The organism is Labrys sp. E2SS-1L (assembly GCF_057073705.1).
Window position 1 is genome coordinate 1,811,153 of sequence record NZ_CP172712.1, and the last position, 17,501, is coordinate 1,828,653.

Genomic DNA, 17,501 nt, shown 5'->3' on the forward strand with positions numbered 1-17,501 from the left:
TATCGTTAGTATACAAACGAATTTGACCCGCCTTCGGGAGCTCGCTCCATGCCTTCTTATAGTGAGTTTTCCGCGCATAGCGAGTTTGAGGCGCCGGTTCCGGTGGCCTCGCCGGACGGCAAGATCCGCTGCGATGCCTGCCCGGTGATGTGCTACATCAAGCCGGGCATGGCCGGGGCCTGCGACCGCTACGCCAACGACAATGGCACGCTGGTCAGGGTCGATCCGCATATTCTCCTGGAACGCACCGTTTCCGAAGGTGGCGACCTCGTGCCCTTCGGCGGCAGCAAGGGATGGGACGGTTCCCTGGTGCCGAATCCGGAGAAATTCGTCACCGCCATCGGCGCGGGCACCACCTATCCCGACTATAAGCCGGCCCCCTTCATCGTCTCGTCCGAGGTCGAAGGCGTCGACATGGTCACGGTGGTGACAGAGGGCATCTTCTCCTATTGCGGCGTCAAAGTGAAGATCGACACGGATCGCTTCGTCGGCCCCGAGCAGAGCACGGTGCGGGTGAACGGGGAGGCGATCGGCCATGTCACCACTGGCGAATATGGCTCGCAGATGCTGTCGCTGGGCGGCGTGCATCACCTCACCGGCGGCTCGAAGAAGGAGGGGCGCGTCACCTGCGATGCCCTGCTCGATCTGTGCAACCGCAAGCCGGTCGAGATGACCGTCGATGGCGGCGCCACGCTGGTGATCGAGGCCGGCAAGGCGCCCGTCGTCAACGGGCAGCTCGAACAGCGCATGCGGGTGGGTTGCGGCTCGGCCACCATCGGCATCTTCGCGCGGCAGTGGCTCGGCAAGGCTGACGAGGTGGTGGTGGTCGACGACCACATCACCGGCGTTCTGTCCGAGCACCAGGCCGGCAAGCTGCTCGACATTCCCGATACCGGCATCAAGCTCAAGGGGCGACGCTCCACGCCCGGACGCTATTTCCAGGTGGCAGAACCCGGTACCGGCTGGGGCGGTACCAATATCGACGACCCTCTTGCCATTCTTGGCCCGTTCGATGCCAAGACCGCCTGGCCGGGCCTGCGCCTCTTGATGGTGAGCACGACCGGGGAGCATCACGGCTATTACGAGCTCGACGAGACGCTGCAGCCGGTGCCGCGGGACCTACCGGCATCGCTGGTGGAGTCGGTGGAGCGCATTGCCGAAAATTGCGAGCCGGCCCTCGCCACGGTGCTGTTCATCGGCGGTGCCGGCGGATCCCTGAGGGCCGGGGTCACCGAAAACCCGGTGCGGCTGACCCGCTCGGTCAAGGACGCCCTGACCTATGTCACCTGCGGCGGCGCGCCCGTCTATGTCTGGCCGGGCGGCGGCATCACCTTCATGGTCGACGTCACCCGCCTGCCCGACAACGCCTTCGGCTATGTGCCGACCCCGGCTCTGGTCGCCCCGATCGAGTTCACCCTGCGGCTCGACGACTACGAGGCGATGGGCGGCCATATGGGCCATGTCAGGCCGCTCTCAAGCCTGCGCGAGGGGGTCGATCTCGCCCAGCGTGCCGACAATCCCTGGCCTTTCGCGCCCCATGCGGCCCGGAGGTCGCACGGATGAGGGCCGGGCCGCAGGCGGCGTTCCTGAACGATCACAGGCGCCTGCATTTGCAGCATGGCCCGATCGATCTCATCATCGAGGCGCAGGCCGAGCCCGAGGCTGTGCGGGTTGCTTACGCAGCGGCGGCGCAGCGTTTCGAGGGCCTGCTGGAAACGCTCTGCGAGGAACTACCGCTGCTGCGGGCGCCACACACGGCAGGCAGCCTGCTCGCCCGAGGCGTGGTCGCGCGGCGCATGCAGGCCGCGGTCGCGCCCCATGCCGGCAGCCATTTCATCACCCCGATGGCCGCGGTGGCCGGCGCCGTGGCGGACGAGATCCTGGTGGCGATGCGCGCAGCGGTGCCGCTCGACCGCGCCTTCGTCAACAATGGCGGCGACATCGCCCTCTATCTGGCCGAGGGCGAGGATTTCGCCATCGGCCTGGTCGACCGCCCCGACAGGCCGAGCCTGTTCGCCCGCAGCCATGTGCGGGCAGGCGAGGGCATTGGCGGCATCGCTACCTCCGGCTGGCGCGGACGCAGCTTTTCGCTCGGTATCGCCGATGCCGTCACCGTGCTGGCCGGCAATGCCGCGGTAGCCGATGCGGCGGCCACCATCATCGCCAATGCCGTCGACCTGCCCGGCCATTCCGCCATCCAGCGGGTGTCGGCGTCTTCCCTACAGCCCGACAGCGATCTCGGCGAACGCCTGGTGACGCGCGCCGTCGGACCTCTCGCGGATGGGGATATCGCCATGGCCCTGCGGGCGGGGGAAGCGAAGGCTCGCAGCCTGCTCGACAGCGGGCTGATCCGTGCCGCTGCCCTCCATCTTGCCGGCGTCACCACGCTGGTGTCGACTGCCAACACTCTGCTGCAACCGAAAGCCGCCTGACATGTCCGAGATCGTCCTGCGCAAGCGCGCCGTCATCGTCGAAGAGATTTTCCACGAAGGCGGTCCCGTGAGTGCCATGCCCCTGAAGCGTGGCGCCATTCTGAGCGTGATCCACAACCCCTTTGCGGGGCGCTATGTCGAGGAGATTGCGCCCTTCATGGAGGAGTTGAAGCCACTCGGCGTCGAGATGGCCGCCGCCTTGCTGGCGGCGCTTGGCGGCAAGGCCGGGGATGTCCAGGGATACGGCAAGGGCGCCATCGTTGGCGCCGCCGGCGAACTCGAGCATGGCGCGCTCTGGCATGTGCCCGGCGGCTATGCCATGCGCGAGATTCTCGGGGACGCCAAGGCGATCGTGCCGTCGGCCAAGAAGCTCGGCGGCCCCGGCACGCGGCTCGACGTGCCCGTCACCCATATCAACGCCTCCTATGTGCGCAGCCATTTCGACGCCATGGAGGTGGGGCTCGCCGATGGACCGAAGGCCGACGAACTCCTGCTCGTCCTGGTGATGACCACGGGCGCACGCATCCACGCCCGCGTCGGCGGCCTCGCGGCCAAGGACGTGAAGGGCGTGGACGGTCTGCGCTGAGGCATCGTCCGGAAATAACTGAAGCGCCACCTTTGTCATGCCCGGGCATGACCCGGGCATCCAGAAGTCCCGCCTTCGATGTCTGGAAAGGGGCCCTGGATTGCCGGGTCAAGCCCGGCAATGACAAAGGTCGAGCCAATTCGATTCACCTGTTGACCGGCGAGACCTAACTCTGCTCCGGAAAGGACCGTCATCATGCCAGCCAGCATCCGCAAGCTCGTCACCTTCGTCGAGGAAGTGCGCCGCGAGATGGATCGTCCCATCGAGCCGCCGGTCAGGCGCGCGGCTGCGATTGCCGTGATCGCCAATCCCTTCGCCGGCCGCTATGTCGAGGATCTCACGCCGTTGATGGAGATCGGCGAGGAGCTCGGCGCCTTGCTGACCGAGCGTGCCGTCGCCGCCCTCGGCATCGAGGGGACAGCTGCCGAGAGTTATGGCAAGGCTGCGGCCGTGGGCGAGAATGGCGAACTCGAACATGCCGCCGCCATCCTTCATCCGAAAATGGGCACGCCGGTGCGCAAAGTGCTCGGCAAGGGCGCGGCCCTGATCCCGTCCGCCAAGAAGCGCTGCGGCCTCGGCGGCGTGCTCGACGTGCCGCTCGGCCACAAGGACGCGGCCTATGTGCGCAGCCATTTCGATGCCATGGAAGTGCGCGTTCCCGACGCGCCGCGCGCCGACGAGATCCTGGTCGCGATCGTCGTCACTGACAGCGGGCGCCCTTTGCCGCGCGTCGGCGGCCTGACCAAGGCCGAGATCAAGGGCGAGGACGGCTTGCGCTGAGGGATCCGGCAACTGTAGTTGAGCGAGTGTCATGCCTTGAAGGGGGTCTGATCTCGCACGATGGCATTGAGAGTGACGAGAATCTTTCGGGCCAAGGCGATGAGAGCCAGTTTTGGTGGCTTTCCGGCTTGTCGCAATGCGCGGTAAGTCTCAGCGAAGAGGGATTTGGACCGGCTGGCTGAAACGGCGGCCATGTAGAGGGCCTGTCGCACGCGTCGTCTTCCGCCTCTGATCTGGCGTGTGCCGCGCATAAGGCCGCTATCGCGATTGAAGGGGGCCAGGCCTGCCAAGGCGGCGATGGTCTTGGACGAGCGTTGGCCGAGTTCGGGCAGGAGAGCCAGCAGGGTCGTGGAAATGACCCTGCCGATGCCTGGTGTTGAGCACATCAGCCGGCGCCTTTGCTCGAGGCTGTCATGTCGAGCAATGAGGAGGGAGATGTGCTGGTCGAGGCTGGCAATGGCCGCCTCCAGCCAGGCAAGATGATCCAGGAGGCTGTCTCGGATCTGGGCCATGTCGGCTTGAGCCAGGCGTGTCAGTTCCTGCTTGCGGGTGGCGACGAACTGGTCGCGGCGTTTGTGCAGCAAGGCCAGTTGTTGGCGATGAGGATCATCGGCCGGATCGGCTTGCAGGTTGAGGCACTGAGCCATGGCGGCGAGCATGCGCGCATCGATGGCGTCGGTCTTGGCCAGCAGGCCGATGGATTTGGCAAAGTCGCGGGCTCGGGCTGGATTGACGCGAACAAAGGGCAATTGCAGGCTCGTCAAAGCAGAGCGTAGCGACCCATCATAAGACCCGGTCGCCTCGAAGACGATGAGCTTGATCGGATCGGCTTGCAGCAGCTCGAAGGTTGAGATGATCGCCTGCGCCGTGTTGTCGATGCGTTCGACATGCTGGGTGATGGCATTGAAAATGTCGAGATGGTGCTTGGAGACATCGATCCCGATGAAGCCAGGGTGTATGATCATCGCGCCTATCCCTGTGCTACGAGGTCCGGTGGTGCGGCCTCGATCAACTGTTCAGGTTGGGTACTGCAACGCGGGCGAGGACCAAGCCGGAAAACGGCCTCAAGGGGCCTGGGTGCACACGGTCTCTCGCCCGCACCAATCCTGACACAGTCTAACTACACAGGGTGCACGGGCATCTTGCTCGTTCTTCCGATCCTGCGAGTGCTGCGTTTCCAAGAACGGGCAAGATGCCCGTGCACCCGAGACTCGCTGTTCAAGACACCTTGACGCCGCCTCGCCCGATCTGTTCCCTGGGGCATTGCCGACGGCTCTGCTTCGGCCGACGGTCCGGCGCAGGCAGCGACAGGGAGCTTCGAGGATGCGGTTTTCACTCCGGCCGATGCTTGCCGGTCTTGCCTTTGTGCTGGTCGGGTGCACGGCTCTCTCCGCTCCTGCTTGGGCGGACAAGCGCATCGCCTTGGTGATCGGCAATTCGGCCTATCGCAACACCGTGCCGCTGCCCAATCCCCGCAACGATGCCACCGACGTCGCCAAGGCCCTGAAGGCGGTCGGCTTTACGGTGGTCGAAGGCTATGACCTCGACAAGCGCGGCATGGACGATGCCTTCAGGCGTTTCGCCAACGAGGCCGAGGGCGCCGATGCGGCGCTGTTCTATTATGGCGGCCACGGTTTCCAGTTCCAGGGCTCGAACTATCTGATGCCCGTCGATGCCAAGCTGACCGGCGTCGGCGATGTCAATTACGAGATGGCGCGGGTCGACGACATCCTCAACGACCTGCAGCGCGCCAACGGCGTGCGCATCGTCATGCTCGATGCCTGCCGCGACAATCCCCTGGCCCAGCAGCTTTTGTCCAAGGCGAGTCCGACGCGTTCGATCGGCATCAGCCGCGGCCTCGCGCGCATCCAGCAGACGGCCGGCAGCGTGATCGCCTATTCCACCCAGCCCGGCGCCGTCGCCGCCGATGGCGGCGGCCGCAACAGCCCCTTTGCCGCGGCCTTTCTGGGGGAGGTCGGCAAGCCTGGGGTCGAGATTGGTGCCTTGTTCCGCCGTGTCGCCGCCAATGTCTACAAGGCCACCAATGAGCGGCAACTGCCCGAGGTGACCTTCTCGCTGCTCGGCGATTTCTATTTCGCGGGCGGCGCTGCGGCGCCCACCCCGGTGCCGCCTGTATTGCCCACGCCTGCACCACAGACGCCCGTACCCGCGCCACTCGACGCTGCTGCCCAGGCTGCGGTGGAAGGATGCGACAAGATGGCGGCTTCGCCACAGGACATGGACCGCCCCTCCGGCGTGCCCGGTGTCGAGTTCAACCGCATCCAGCCCCGCCTGGCCGTCGAAGCCTGCCGGGCGGCCCTGGCCGCCGCTCCCGAGGATCGGCGCGTGCAGTTCCAGCTGGCGCGGGCGCTCGATGTCGCCGGCAGCGATGCCGAGGCGCGGGACCTGCTGACCAAGGCCGCCGCCGCGGGCTCGGTCTCGGCCATGTCGGACCTGGCCCTGATGCTGGAGACGGGCGAGGGCGGCCCCATGGATCTGCCGCGTGCCGTGGCCCTGTTCGACCAGGCCGCGGCGGCCGGCAATATCTCGGCTATGCGCAATATCGCCATCGAGTTCGAGAATGGTACCGGCCGCCCGCGCGATGCCGTGCAGGCGGCGCAATGGTACCGGAAGGCCGCCGACACCGGCGATCCGCAGGCGATGGGCTTCCTGGCCGTGCTCTATCTGCAGGGCACGGGCGTGCCCAAGAATGCTGGAGAGGCGCGCCAATGGATCGACAAGCTCGTCGAGACCGAGCACACCCAGACCATGCTGCGGGTCGGCTATGTGCTGCTCGGCCAGACTGGAGCGGTGAAGGATTTCGCCACGGCCCGCAAGCTGTTCCAGCGTGCGGCCGAACTGGGCGATGGCGACGGCAACGTCATGCTCGGGAACATGGCGGCCAACGGCATTGGCGGGCCGCGCGATTTCGGCAGGGCCACGGATTTCTTCGAGAGGGCCGCGGCGATCGGCAACCTCAATGCCAAGGCCAGCCTGATACCGTTCCTGATGGCGGGGGCTGGTGGCATCAAGCGCGATCCCGGCAAGGCGGCCGACTACGGCCTGGAAGCCTTGAGGGGCGGCTCGCCGGTGGCCCGCGGTCTCCTGATCGACAAGGCCTCGACCTCGCTTACGCCGCAGCTGCGCAAGGCCGTCGAGCAGCGGCTGGCCAAGGCCGGCCTGCTCAATCGCGCCCCGGACGGCAGCTACGGGGCCGACACGTTGGCAGCCCTGCAGGCCTTCGTGCTGGCGAAATAGGCCTCTTCGATGGCAGATAGGGCCTGTTTCTGACGATACAGGCAGGAATCGCAGGTCATGTCATCAACAGGACAGCAATCCCCAACAGGAACTGTCCCATGCGTCTGCGTCTTGCCCTAGCCGCCCTCATCGCGAGCGCCACCCCGGTCCTGGCCGCCGACCTCGGCTACACCACCGCCGAGCCGATCGCCCCGGTGGTGCCCTATAGCTGGACCGGCTTCTATGTCGGTGCCCATGCCGGGGCCGTGTTCGGCAATGCCAGGATCAGTGCCGACATCGGCGGCTATCGTCAGAATTTCAACGACGTCGGTTTCATCGGCGGCCTGCATGCCGGCTACAATTACCAGTTCGAGAACAATGTGGTGGTCGGGCTGGAAGGCGACATCGACTACACCTCCCTGTCGAAGACGCGCCACAGCGTCGCCGGTGCCGTCCCTTATAGCGTCCGCTTCAAGAGCGACTGGCAGGGCTCGATCCGCGGGCGGGTCGGCTATGCCTTCGACCGCTTCCTGCCTTATCTGACCGCCGGCGTCGCCTTCGCCAACCAGAAATACAACGTCAACGCCCCCGGCCTCGGGGCTTTTTCGGCCAGTACCACCCGGGCCGGCTGGACCGTCGGCGCCGGCCTCGAATATGCGCTCAACGACAATTGGTCGGTGCGCGGCGAGGTGCGCTACAGCGATTTCGGCAAATGGCGGATCCGGGCGGCCAATCCAGGCAAGGTCCGTTTCCACGAGACCACGGCCCTGCTCGGCGTGAGCTACAAATTCTGAAGGCGAGGGGCCGGACAGGCGATGATCGTGGCGTGATCCCACCAGGGATTGCGGCGGATACGGTGATCCACGATGTCGAATCCGGCCTCACCCAATTCGGCCAGGAGTGCCGGCAGCGGCCTGAGAGTACGGCTTGGAACGCCGCCGTCGACAAGGCATTGGCGTTCCACGTCATAGCGGGCACACGCTTCGGGCGAACGCGGCGGGCCGCACATGGTACTGGCGATGAAGATGCCGCCTGGCTGCAGAATGCGGCGAATTTCCGCCAGGCAAAGGCTGCGATCCGCGCCGATCAGGCAGTGCAGGCAGGCGCCGTCGAAGACCAAAGCGAAAGATGCCGCGTCGAAATCGGGCATGGTGCGCACATCACCCCGGATGAAATGGCCAGCAAGCCCGGCGGCCTCGAAGGTTTCATGGGCCCAGTCGATGGCCGTTGGCGAGATATCGATGCCGTGCACCCGATAGCCGCGTTCGGCCAGCAGCAGGGCTGCCATGGCGGCATTGCCGCAGCCGAGTTCGAGGGCAGGGCACGGGGCAGGCGGCAGGAGATCGGATCGATGGAGGTCGTCCAACATCGCAGCGAGCTTCAGCCGATTGCCGGCATGACAATCTCCGGCCCAACCCGGCAGGCCGGCGGCGCGCAGGTCCCGGTATCGTTTCTCGTAGTCCTGCATGCTTACCCGGAGGCTCGACCTTCCGCCGTGTTTACGTCAAACTTCGCGCTGACCTCAGGGAAGCAAGCGTGAGTCTGGGGGAATCATGAAGAGCATTCATGGCCTGATTGCCATCACATTCATCGCGACCCTGGGGATTCTTGCAACCGGTCCGAACGGCTCGGCTTGGGCCGCCGGGACCTGCGAGCACCGGGCCGCGCCGGCCGGGGCAAGCGGCAAGCGGGTGGCTGTCATCGTCGGCAATGGCGGCTATGGCAATGGCATTCCAGCCCTGCTCAATCCGTCCAGGGACGCCGAGGCTGTCGCCAAGGCGATGGGGGCGCTCGGCTTCGAAATCTTCCTCGCCGGTGATGCCGACAGCGCGAGCCTGCAGAACTGCCTCGCCACCGCCTATGCCGGCGCGGTCGGGGCCGATGTGGCGATGTTCTATTATTCCGGCCACGGCATCCAGATCAAAGACGAGAACTATCTGGTGGCCACCGATGCCACCTCGAAGGATCTCCAGCATGGCTTCGTGCCGGTGCAGCCGATCGTCGACACGCTGCAGAAAGGCGCCAAGGCGACCCTGGTCTTCCTCGATGCCTGCCGCAACAACCCGATGGCCGAGGGCGGTCAGGCCGGGCTTTCGGTCTCGACCGGGCGCGGCCTCGCCCGGGTCGAGGGGGCGGGAGCCACGGCAGCGCCGGGCGCCGTGCAGGCGCGCGGGCTGATGGTGGCCTATGCCACCTCGCCCAATGCGGTGGCGCTGGACGGCAAGGGCGAGCTCAGCCCCTTCACCGGTGCCTTCGTCAAGGCGGTCGGCACCTCCGGCTATTCGATCCAGCGCATCATGAGCGACGTCACCAAGGCGGTGGGGGAAGAGACCGATTGGGCCTAGACGCCCTGGATGAAATCCTCCCTGACCGACGAACTCAAGCTCGGCGGCGGCCAGACCCTGGCCGAGGCCCAGTCCGTCTCCAACAATCATGCCACCCGTTCGCTGGAACTGCTCTACCAGGACAGTGACAAGCAGGCGGCGATCATCGAGGCGCTGAAGGGACTGCCCTCCCAGTCGGACGATACTGCGCTGAAGCGCTTTCCCAAGGCCTATCTGGCGCTCTACACCGCCGTTCAGAGCCGCCAGATCAAGCTGCCCGTCGACACGGGCAAGACCATTCTCTGGACTGCTGTCTCGCCGCTGGACCGCGTTGGCCTCCTGGCGTCCAGTGCCGACTACCAGTCCGGCGAACTCGATTTGTGGTCGACGGACAAGGGCAAGATCGTGGCGAGGCTGGCTCTTGAGACGGGCGCCCGCAATCTGCTGTTCAGCCCACACGGCAAGTTCCTCGCCGTGAGCTCCTCCGGCAAGGTCTCGGTCTTGAACGGGCTTGATGGCACCAAGCTGTTCGACCTGCCGCGCGAAGGCGCGGTCTCCATGATGGATTTCAGTCCGGATGAGAGCCGTCTGCTGCTGGCGGGCGACAATTCCGGGTTCCTGACGGTCATTGACGTCGCCACGGGCAAGCCCATGATCCGGATCAAGGAAAGTGCGCTTGGCCTTGGCAAGGTCAACGCCTCGAAAGTGGCTTCCGCCGTCTTCGGCGGCAATGATGCGATCTGCCTCAGGCTTCAGGCCGACCTGATCCGTGCGCAGAAGGCACCCGGCGGGAATGCGGTGGCGATCTTCGATCTGCGCGAGAGCCGCACCACCCATCTGCGCTCGATCGATGCATCCATTGAGCGCGTGTTGTGCGATCCCACACGCAAATATCTGATCGGCGCTTCTTCCATCGGCTTGGGCGATGGGCTCCTGGAAATCTGGGATCTCGCCCGCGATGAGATGACCGAAGTCAAGACGACGAACGAGAAGGTCGACGGGCTCGATCCAAGCGGGCGCTATGTCCGGACGACTGATCTGAGCGGGCGCAAGGGCGGCTTTGTGTATGAACTCGCCACCGGCAGGAAGGTGAGCCTTGCCGCCATTCCTGACGGGTTCCAGAATTCCGGGCCCCTCGTCTACAATATGTCGGGCGGGGTCGTCGGCCTGGACATGACCTCGAATCCCTGGCGCGACTGGCCGGATGAGAGCCTGTTCGGACCAAGCCTGGTGCAGAAGGCCGAGGCGGGATTGACCCCGCCGCAACGCCAGGAAGTCGCACGCGACCGGATCACCTTCGCCGAGGTTGCCACCGCACCGTAGAGCGACGCCGGCGTGGACCTTGAGCCGATTTCGGCTAGGGTTCTTCCGCAGACGGCCATTTGTTTTCGGGGTGACACCAGGAGGCAGCATGGAAAACGACATTTACACCACGGCCCTGCTCGCTCTGGGTGGCCTGTTCATAGGCCTGGGGTTGGTGATTGCCATTCTGTGGGGTTCGGCGGCCTGGGAGAGGCGGCGCCTTTCCAGACGGCGCCGCTTGCGCCCGCTCTCTTTCGCTTTTGCGGCATCGGAGTGGGACGCCAGCGACACCGATGCTCCGGTCGGCAGCGGGGATGGCCATGGCGGCTGCGGGCATGGCGACGGAGGGCATTGAGGCAATTGTGCTGGGACCAGCGCTTGCGACGGCCAGGCCGGTCCTGCGCCTGCCTGGGGTGGCGGGTTTCGAGCCATGGCCATGGAGGCTGCGACGCGCTGCGCCATCGGGGTCTAAGAGGAACTGGGATGGCAGGAGATCGTCCATGTCATCCACCCCGGCAACCAGGCCTCCATCGCTGAGACCAGAAGGCTCGGCTCGGAGCGGTGGGGCTCGACCGAGTTGCCCCGCCCTACAGCGGTACCCTCTGCGAACTCTACGGGCAGCGGCGCGGATAGGGGTTCCGGCGCGCGGGGGCAGGAACAAACTTCGCGCTCAAAGGTTTCATTTTTTTACGATCATATCTTGACGTTAACGTAAACTGAATATATCTCCCGGTCATCTGCAAAGCAGGGGTCTCCGATGTCACTGAGCGAGATGGCATTCGCCGAAGAAGCAACCGACCCGCGCAAGGGTGGACAACGCAAGGAGCAGTTCACCATCCACGAATTGGTCACCGAATTCGAGGTGACCTCGCGTACCCTGCGTTTCTATGAAGAGAAGGGCCTGCTGATCCCCACCAGGCGGGGGCAGGAGCGCATCTATTCCCGTCGCGATCGCGCACGCCTCAAGCTCGTCCTGATGGGCAAGAGCGTCGGCTTCTCGCTCGAGGAGGTCAAGTCGATGCTCGACCTCTACGATCTCGGCGATGGCCAGGCCACGCAGCTGCGCGTCGCCCTCGAGCGGTTCGAGGAGAAGCTCGCCGAGCTCGACCGTCGCCGCCGCGACATCGACCACGCCTATGCCGAACTCAGCCATGCGCGCGACATCGTGCGCGGTCGTCTCGGCCGCCAGCAGAAATAATTCAACAGGAGCAGACCGATGCCCAGCTACAAGGCTCCCGTGGAGGATGTGATGTTCCTCCTCAACGACGTGCTCGACATCAACAAATACAACAATCTCCCCGGCTTCGAGGACGTCTCGCCCGAGACCGTGGGCGCTATTCTCGGCGAAGGCGCCAAGATGTGCGAGGAGTTGCTGCAGCCTCTCAATGCCAGCGGCGACCGTGAAGGCTGCATCCGTTCCGACGACGGCACGGTGACGACGCCGGATGGTTTCAAGCCGGCCTACCAGGCCTACCGCGAAGGCGGCTGGGTCGGCTTGCCGGCCCCGGCGGAATATGGCGGCGCCGGACTGCCGGCGGTGCTCAACTCGGTCATGCAGGAATTCGTCTCGGGCGCCAATCTGGCTTTCGGCATGTATCCGGGCCTGACCCAGGGCGCCATCGCGGCTTTGCTCGAGCATGGCAGCGACGCGCAGAAGCAGACCTATCTGCCCAAGATGATAGCCGGCGAATGGACCGGCACCATGAACCTCACCGAGCCGCATTGCGGCACTGATCTCGGCCTGATCCGCACCAAGGCCGTGCCCGCCGGCGATGGCTCCTACAAGATCTCCGGTACCAAGATCTTCATCTCCGCCGGCGAGCATGACCTCGCCGACAATATCGTGCATCTGGTGCTCGCCCGCATCGAGGGCGCGCCGGCGGGTACCAAGGGCATCTCGCTGTTCGTCTGCCCGAAACGTCTCGTCAATGCCGACGGCTCCCTCGGCGCCGGCAACAAGGTCTCCTGCGGCAAGATCGAGGAGAAGATGGGCATTCACGCCAATGCGACCTGCGTGATGAACTACGAAGAGGCGACCGGCTATCTCGTCGGTGTCGAGAACAAGGGCCTCGCCGCCATGTTCGTGATGATGAACGAGGCGCGGCTGGCCGTCGGCATGCAGGGCCTGGCGCTCGGCGAGGTCGCCACCCAGAATGCCGCGGTCTATGCCCGCGAGCGTCTGCAGGGCCGGGCGCTCACCGGTGCCAAGGAGGCCGACAAGGCGGCCGATCCCATCATCGTGCATCCCGATGTCCGCCGCACCCTGATGACGGCCCGCGCCCTCAACGAAGGCGGCCGCGCTCTGGCGCTCGCCACCGCGCTGCAGGCCGATATCCATCGCCGTTCGCCCGATGCGCCCGCCCGCCAGGCCGCCGACGATCGTCTCGGCCTGCTGACCCCGATCGTCAAGGCCATCCTCACCGAAAACGGCCTGCAGAATGCGATCAATAGCCAGCAAATGTTCGGCGGCCACGGTTATATCGCCGAGGTTGGTGTCGAACAGTTCGTGCGCGACGCCCGCATCACCCTGATCTATGAAGGCGCCAACGGCATCCAGGCCCTCGACCTCGTCGGCCGCAAACTGCCGCGTGACGGCGGCCGTGCCATGATGGCCTATCTCGGGGAATTGAACGGTTTCCTCAAGGCCCATGAGGCGGACGAGGCCCTCAAGCCCTATATTGCGCCCCTGAAGGCTTCGGCCGGCCATCTGCAGCAGGCGACGATGTGGCTGATGCAGAATGCCCTGGCCAAGCCCGACAATGCCGGCGCGGCTTCGACCGATTACCTGCATCTCTTCGGCCTGGTGGCGCTCGGCTATATGTGGGCGCAGATGGCCAAGGCAGCGTTGGCAATGGGAGAGAGCGATTTTGCGAAGAACAAGCTGATTACGGCGAAATTCTTTGCCGATCGGTTGCTGCCGGAAACCGGACTGCGCCTGGCCCGCGTCACCGCCGGTGCCGGCGACGTGATGGCCCTGTCGGCCGAGGCGTTTTGATCGGAGCGCGGACATCTTGTCCGCCCTTGCAGGCCAGATAATCTGATGGGGAAGAGCGGACAGGATGTCCGCGCTCCCAGGGAGAGACCCAATGAGCGAAGCCTTCATCTACGACGCCGTGCGCACACCGCGCGGCAAGGGCAAGGCCGACGGCGCCCTGCATGAGGTCACCAGCCTGTCGCTGGCGAGCCAGACGCTGCGGGCCGTGGCCAAGCGCAACGAACTCCCCGAGAATGCGGTTGAGGACGTCATCCTCGGCTGCGTCGATCCGATCGGCGAGGCCGGTGGCGACATCGCCCGTATCGCCGCGCTGCATGCCGGTCTTGGCGAGAAGGTGCCGGGCGTGCAGATCAACCGTTTCTGCGCCTCGGGCCTGGATGCGGTGAACCTGGCGGCCGGCCAGATCGCCGGGGGCCAGAAGGATCTCGTCGTCGCCGGCGGCGTCGAGAGCATGTCGCGCATCGGCATGATGGCCTCGGGCGGCGCCTGGGCGCTCGATCCCTCCAGCGCGGTGCCGACCTGGTTCATGCCCCAGGGTATTTCAGCCGACCTGATCGCCACCAAATATGGCTTCTCGCGGGACGACGTCGACGGCTATGCGGTTGAGTCGCAGCGCCGCACCGCCCAGTCCTGGAGCGAGGGGCGCTTCGCCAAGTCCGTCATCGCCGTCAAGGACATCAACGGCCTGACTATCCTGGACAAGGACGAGCATATGCGCCCTGCTACCACCATGCAGTCCCTGGCCGCCCTCAACGCCTCTTTCGTGCAGATGGGCGAGATGGGCGGCTTTGACGCCGTCGCGGTGCAGTCGCATCCGGAGGTCGAGAAGGTCAGCCACGTCCACCACGCCGGCAATTCCTCCGGCATCGTCGACGGTGCTTCCGCTGTGCTGATCGGTTCGGCCGAGGCCGGCAAGCGTTTCGGCCTCAAGCCGCGGGCCCGTCTCCGGGCGGCGGCCTCGATCGGCTCGGATACCGCCCTGATGCTGACCGGCCCCGTCGACGTCACCGAGCTCCTGCTGCGCAAGGCCGGCATGAGCAAGGCGGACATCGACCTCTTCGAGATCAACGAGGCCTTTTCCTCGGTCGTGCTGCGCTACATGCAGGCCTTCGATCTCGATCCAGCCAAGGTCAATCCCTGCGGCGGCGCGATCGCCATGGGCCATCCGCTCGGCGCCACCGGTGCGATGATCCTGGGCACCGCCCTCGATGAACTCGAGCGTACCGGCAAGTCGACAGCCCTGATCACGCTGTGCGTTGCCGCCGGCATGGGCGCCGCCACCATCATCGAGAGGGTGTGACCTCTTTTCCTTCTCCCCTTGCGGGTGCCGTCAACTCTCTTGAGTTGACTTGAGGTGCCCCGAAGGGGCGGATGAGGGGTCTTGCGGCCGTTCATCCGGAATCGAATGAGCCCTCGAAACCCTGAGAGGTTTCGTCCACCCCTCATCCGGCGCTGCGCGCCACCTTCTCCTGCAAGGGGAGAAGGAAATTGGCTGGAGCCATCTCATGAACCTCACCAATTTCCGCTTCGATGTCGACGGCGACGGCATCGCCCTCGCCACCTGGGACATGCCGGGCCGCTCGATGAACGTCATCACCGTGGAGGTGATGGAAGAACTCGGCCAGATTCTGGAGCGCGTCACCGCCGATGCCGCCATCAAGGGCTGCGTCATCGCCTCGGGCAAGGACGCCTTTTCCGGCGGCGCCGATCTCACCATGCTCGAGGGCATGGGCCAGCGTTACGCCAAGGCGCGGGCCGAGCTCGGCGAAGACAAGGCGATGGAGACCTTCTTTGCCGAGAGCCGCTTCCTGTCGCAGCTCTATCGCCGCATCGAAACCGCAGGCAAGCCCTTCGCCGCCGCCATCAACGGCGTCTGCCTGGGCGGTGCTTTCGAACTCACCCTGGCCTGCCACTATCGCGTCGGCGCCTCCGACAATGACAAGGCCCGCGTCGGCTTGCCTGAAGTCAAGGTCGGCCTGTTCCCCGGTGCCGGCGGCACCACCCGCGTGTCCCGCCTGATGAAGCCGGACCAGGCCCTGCAGATGCTGCTCAAGGGCGACCAGCTGCGCATCGGCCAGGCTCAGAAGATGGGCCTGCTGCACGCTGTCGCCCCGCGCGAGGAGCTGGTTGCCAAGGCCAAGGATTGGATCAGGGACGGCGGCTCGCCCGTGGCGCCCTGGGATGTCGAAGGCTTCCGCCTGCCCGCAGGCCCGGTCTATTCGAAGGCCGGCATGATGGTATTCCCGCCGGCCAACGCGCTCTATCGCCGCGAGACCTACGACAATTATCCCGCGGCCCGCGCCATCCTGCAGACGGTGTATGAGGGCCTCCAGCTGCCCTTCGACCGCGCGCTGACGGTGGAATCGCGCTATTTCGCCCATGTGCTGCGCTCGACCGAGGCGCGCTCGATGATCCGTACCCTGTTCGTCTCCATGCAGGAGCTCAACAAGGGCGCGCGCCGTCCGGCCCTGCCGCCGTCGAACCTCAAGCGCGTCGGCGTGGTCGGCGCCGGTTTCATGGGCGCGGGCATCGCCTATGTCTCGGCTTTGGCCGGGCTCGACGTGGTGCTGGTCGATCGCGACCAGGAAGCCGCCGACAAGGGCAAGGCCCATTCCGACGGTCTGATCACCGGCCAGATCAAGAAGGGCCGCGCCTCGATGGCGGACAAGGAAGCCCTACTCGGCCGCATCACCGCCACGGCCGATTTCGGTGCGCTGGCCGGCGTCGACCTCATCGTCGAGGCCGTGTTCGAGGATCGCACCGTCAAGGCCGAGGTGATCAAGAAGATCGAGGCGGTGATCGGCAAGGACACCATCTTCGCTTCGAACACGTCGACGCTGCCGATCTCCTCGCTGGCCGAGAACTCGGCCCGACCCGAGCAGTTCATCGGCGTGCATTTCTTCTCGCCTGTTGACAAGATGCTGCTGGTCGAGGTGATCAAGGGTGCCAAGACCGGCGACAAGGCCATTGCCGTCGCGCTCGACTTCGTGCGCGCCATCCGGAAGACGCCGATCCTGGTCAATGACGGCCGCGGCTTCTTCGCCAATCGCTGCGTGCTCAACTATATCCGCGAAGGCCATCTGATGCTGGGCGAGGGCGTGCCGCCGGCGATGATCGAGAATGTCGCCCGGGCCGCCGGCATGCCGGTCGGGCCGCTCTCGCTCAATGACGAGGTCGCGATCGACCTGGCCTGGAAGATCCTGCAGGCCACCAAGAAGGACCTTGGCGAGGCCGCCGTCGATCCGGCGCAGGAGAAGCTGCTCGACGCCCTGCTCAACCAGCATGGCCGCCTCGGCCGCAAGAACGGCAAGGGCTTCTACGACTATCCGGCCGGCGCCTCCAAGCGGCTATGGCCGGGCCTGTCGGACCTCCAGGCGGTGAAGCTCGATCCCGATACCATCGACCAGAAGACGCTGAAGCACCGTTTCCTGGTGGTCCAGGCGCTGGAAGCAGCCCGCACGGTGGAGGACGGCATCATCACCGACATGCGCGAAGCGGATGTCGGCTCCATCCTCGGCTTCGGCTTTGCGCCCTTCACGGGGGGAGCCCTGTCCTATATCGACGGCGTGGGCAGCAAGGCCTTCGTGGCTCTGTGCGACAAGCTCGCAGCCGCCTATGGCCCGCGCTTTGCGCCCAATAAGCTGCTGCGCGACATGGCCGTCAAGGACGAGCGTTTCTATCAGCGCTTCAAGCCTGAAAAGAAGGCGGCGTAAGGTTGTGGGGAGTGTCGACCAGGAGTCCGTGCTTCGGAGCGCGGACTTCTCAGCGACATGTCTTCATGTCGCGATGTCCGCATCTTTGAACCACAGAGCTAGCAGAAAGAGGCGGACAGGATGTCCGCGCTC

Annotated in this window: 15 protein-coding genes; 13 read left to right on the forward strand and 2 right to left on the reverse strand. The window is 65.4% G+C overall.

From position 1 onward, the window contains the following. Positions 1-147 precede the first annotated feature (147 nt). The 4 genes from ACIGJE_RS08300 to ACIGJE_RS08315 all read left to right on the forward strand — a co-directional run bounded on the left by ACIGJE_RS08300 (position 148) and on the right by ACIGJE_RS08315 (position 3,798). Positions 148-1,563: a 6-hydroxynicotinate reductase gene (locus ACIGJE_RS08300; RefSeq protein WP_415087232.1), complete on the forward strand. Its 1,416-nt coding sequence runs from the start codon at positions 148-150 to the stop codon at positions 1,561-1,563. Then, positions 1,560-2,432: a UPF0280 family protein gene (locus tag ACIGJE_RS08305; protein WP_415087214.1), complete on the forward strand. Its 873-nt coding sequence runs from the start codon at positions 1,560-1,562 to the stop codon at positions 2,430-2,432. The genes ACIGJE_RS08300 and ACIGJE_RS08305 overlap by 4 nt, the downstream gene beginning before the upstream one ends. Before the next feature lies 1 nt (position 2,433). Next, complete coding sequence (locus ACIGJE_RS08310) at positions 2,434-3,018, forward strand: amino acid synthesis family protein (protein WP_415087212.1); 585 nt, start codon at positions 2,434-2,436, stop codon at positions 3,016-3,018. 195 nt (positions 3,019-3,213) lie between these two features. Then, the gene (locus tag ACIGJE_RS08315; RefSeq protein WP_311940945.1) at positions 3,214-3,798 is read left to right on the forward strand and encodes an amino acid synthesis family protein; all 585 of its coding nucleotides are present in this window, start codon (positions 3,214-3,216) and stop codon (positions 3,796-3,798) included. A gap of 29 nt (positions 3,799-3,827) precedes the next feature. On the opposite strand, the gene ACIGJE_RS08320 is transcribed toward ACIGJE_RS08315, so the two are convergent. Then, entirely contained in the window at positions 3,828-4,763 is a 936-nt protein-coding gene (locus ACIGJE_RS08320) for an IS110 family RNA-guided transposase (RefSeq protein ID WP_483679583.1), read from the reverse strand. Positions 4,764-5,121: 358 nt separating this feature from the next. Between ACIGJE_RS08320 and ACIGJE_RS08325 the strand changes: the two genes are divergently transcribed. Both ACIGJE_RS08325 and ACIGJE_RS08330 read left to right on the forward strand, forming a co-directional pair. Continuing rightward, a complete protein-coding gene (locus ACIGJE_RS08325; RefSeq protein WP_415080266.1) occupies positions 5,122-7,056 on the forward strand; it encodes a caspase family protein in 1,935 nt (644 codons plus the stop codon). Between the two features lie 98 nt (positions 7,057-7,154). Further along, positions 7,155-7,829 carry an outer membrane protein gene (locus tag ACIGJE_RS08330; RefSeq protein WP_415080267.1) on the forward strand — a complete coding sequence of 225 codons (675 nt, stop codon included), beginning with the start codon at positions 7,155-7,157 and terminating at the stop codon, positions 7,827-7,829. Here ACIGJE_RS08330 and ACIGJE_RS08335 read toward each other — a convergent pair. Beyond that, positions 7,817-8,503 (reverse strand): class I SAM-dependent methyltransferase, encoded by a 687-nt coding sequence (locus ACIGJE_RS08335; RefSeq protein ID WP_415080268.1) that lies wholly within the window; start codon positions 8,501-8,503, stop codon positions 7,817-7,819. The genes ACIGJE_RS08330 and ACIGJE_RS08335 overlap by 13 nt on opposite strands. 85 nt (positions 8,504-8,588) lie before the next feature. On the opposite strand from ACIGJE_RS08335, the gene ACIGJE_RS08340 reads away from it, so the two are divergent. The 7 genes from ACIGJE_RS08340 (at position 8,589) to ACIGJE_RS08370 (ending at position 17,369) form a co-directional block, all read left to right on the forward strand. After that, positions 8,589-9,380, forward strand: coding sequence for a caspase family protein (locus tag ACIGJE_RS08340; RefSeq protein ID WP_483679780.1), 792 nt, complete (start codon positions 8,589-8,591; stop codon positions 9,378-9,380). A 9-nt stretch (positions 9,381-9,389) separates the two neighbouring features. Then, complete coding sequence (locus ACIGJE_RS08345) at positions 9,390-10,682, forward strand: hypothetical protein (RefSeq protein ID WP_483679782.1); 1,293 nt, start codon at positions 9,390-9,392, stop codon at positions 10,680-10,682. An 88-nt stretch (positions 10,683-10,770) separates the two neighbouring features. Further along, positions 10,771-11,016, forward strand: a complete 246-nt coding sequence (locus tag ACIGJE_RS08350) for a hypothetical protein (RefSeq protein ID WP_394313867.1) — start codon at positions 10,771-10,773, stop codon at positions 11,014-11,016. Positions 11,017-11,418: 402 nt separating this feature from the next. Continuing rightward, a complete protein-coding gene (locus tag ACIGJE_RS08355) occupies positions 11,419-11,859 on the forward strand; it encodes a MerR family transcriptional regulator (RefSeq protein ID WP_311940930.1) in 441 nt (146 codons plus the stop codon). A gap of 18 nt (positions 11,860-11,877) precedes the next feature. Then, positions 11,878-13,656 carry an acyl-CoA dehydrogenase C-terminal domain-containing protein gene (locus ACIGJE_RS08360; protein WP_415080270.1) on the forward strand — a complete coding sequence of 593 codons (1,779 nt, stop codon included), beginning with the start codon at positions 11,878-11,880 and terminating at the stop codon, positions 13,654-13,656. A 91-nt stretch (positions 13,657-13,747) separates the two neighbouring features. Next, positions 13,748-14,956 carry an acetyl-CoA C-acetyltransferase gene (locus ACIGJE_RS08365; protein ID WP_415080271.1) on the forward strand — a complete coding sequence of 403 codons (1,209 nt, stop codon included), beginning with the start codon at positions 13,748-13,750 and terminating at the stop codon, positions 14,954-14,956. 205 nt (positions 14,957-15,161) lie between these two features. Then, positions 15,162-17,369: an FAD-dependent oxidoreductase gene (locus ACIGJE_RS08370; protein ID WP_415080272.1), complete on the forward strand. Its 2,208-nt coding sequence runs from the start codon at positions 15,162-15,164 to the stop codon at positions 17,367-17,369. Positions 17,370-17,501: the final 132 nt, after the last annotated feature.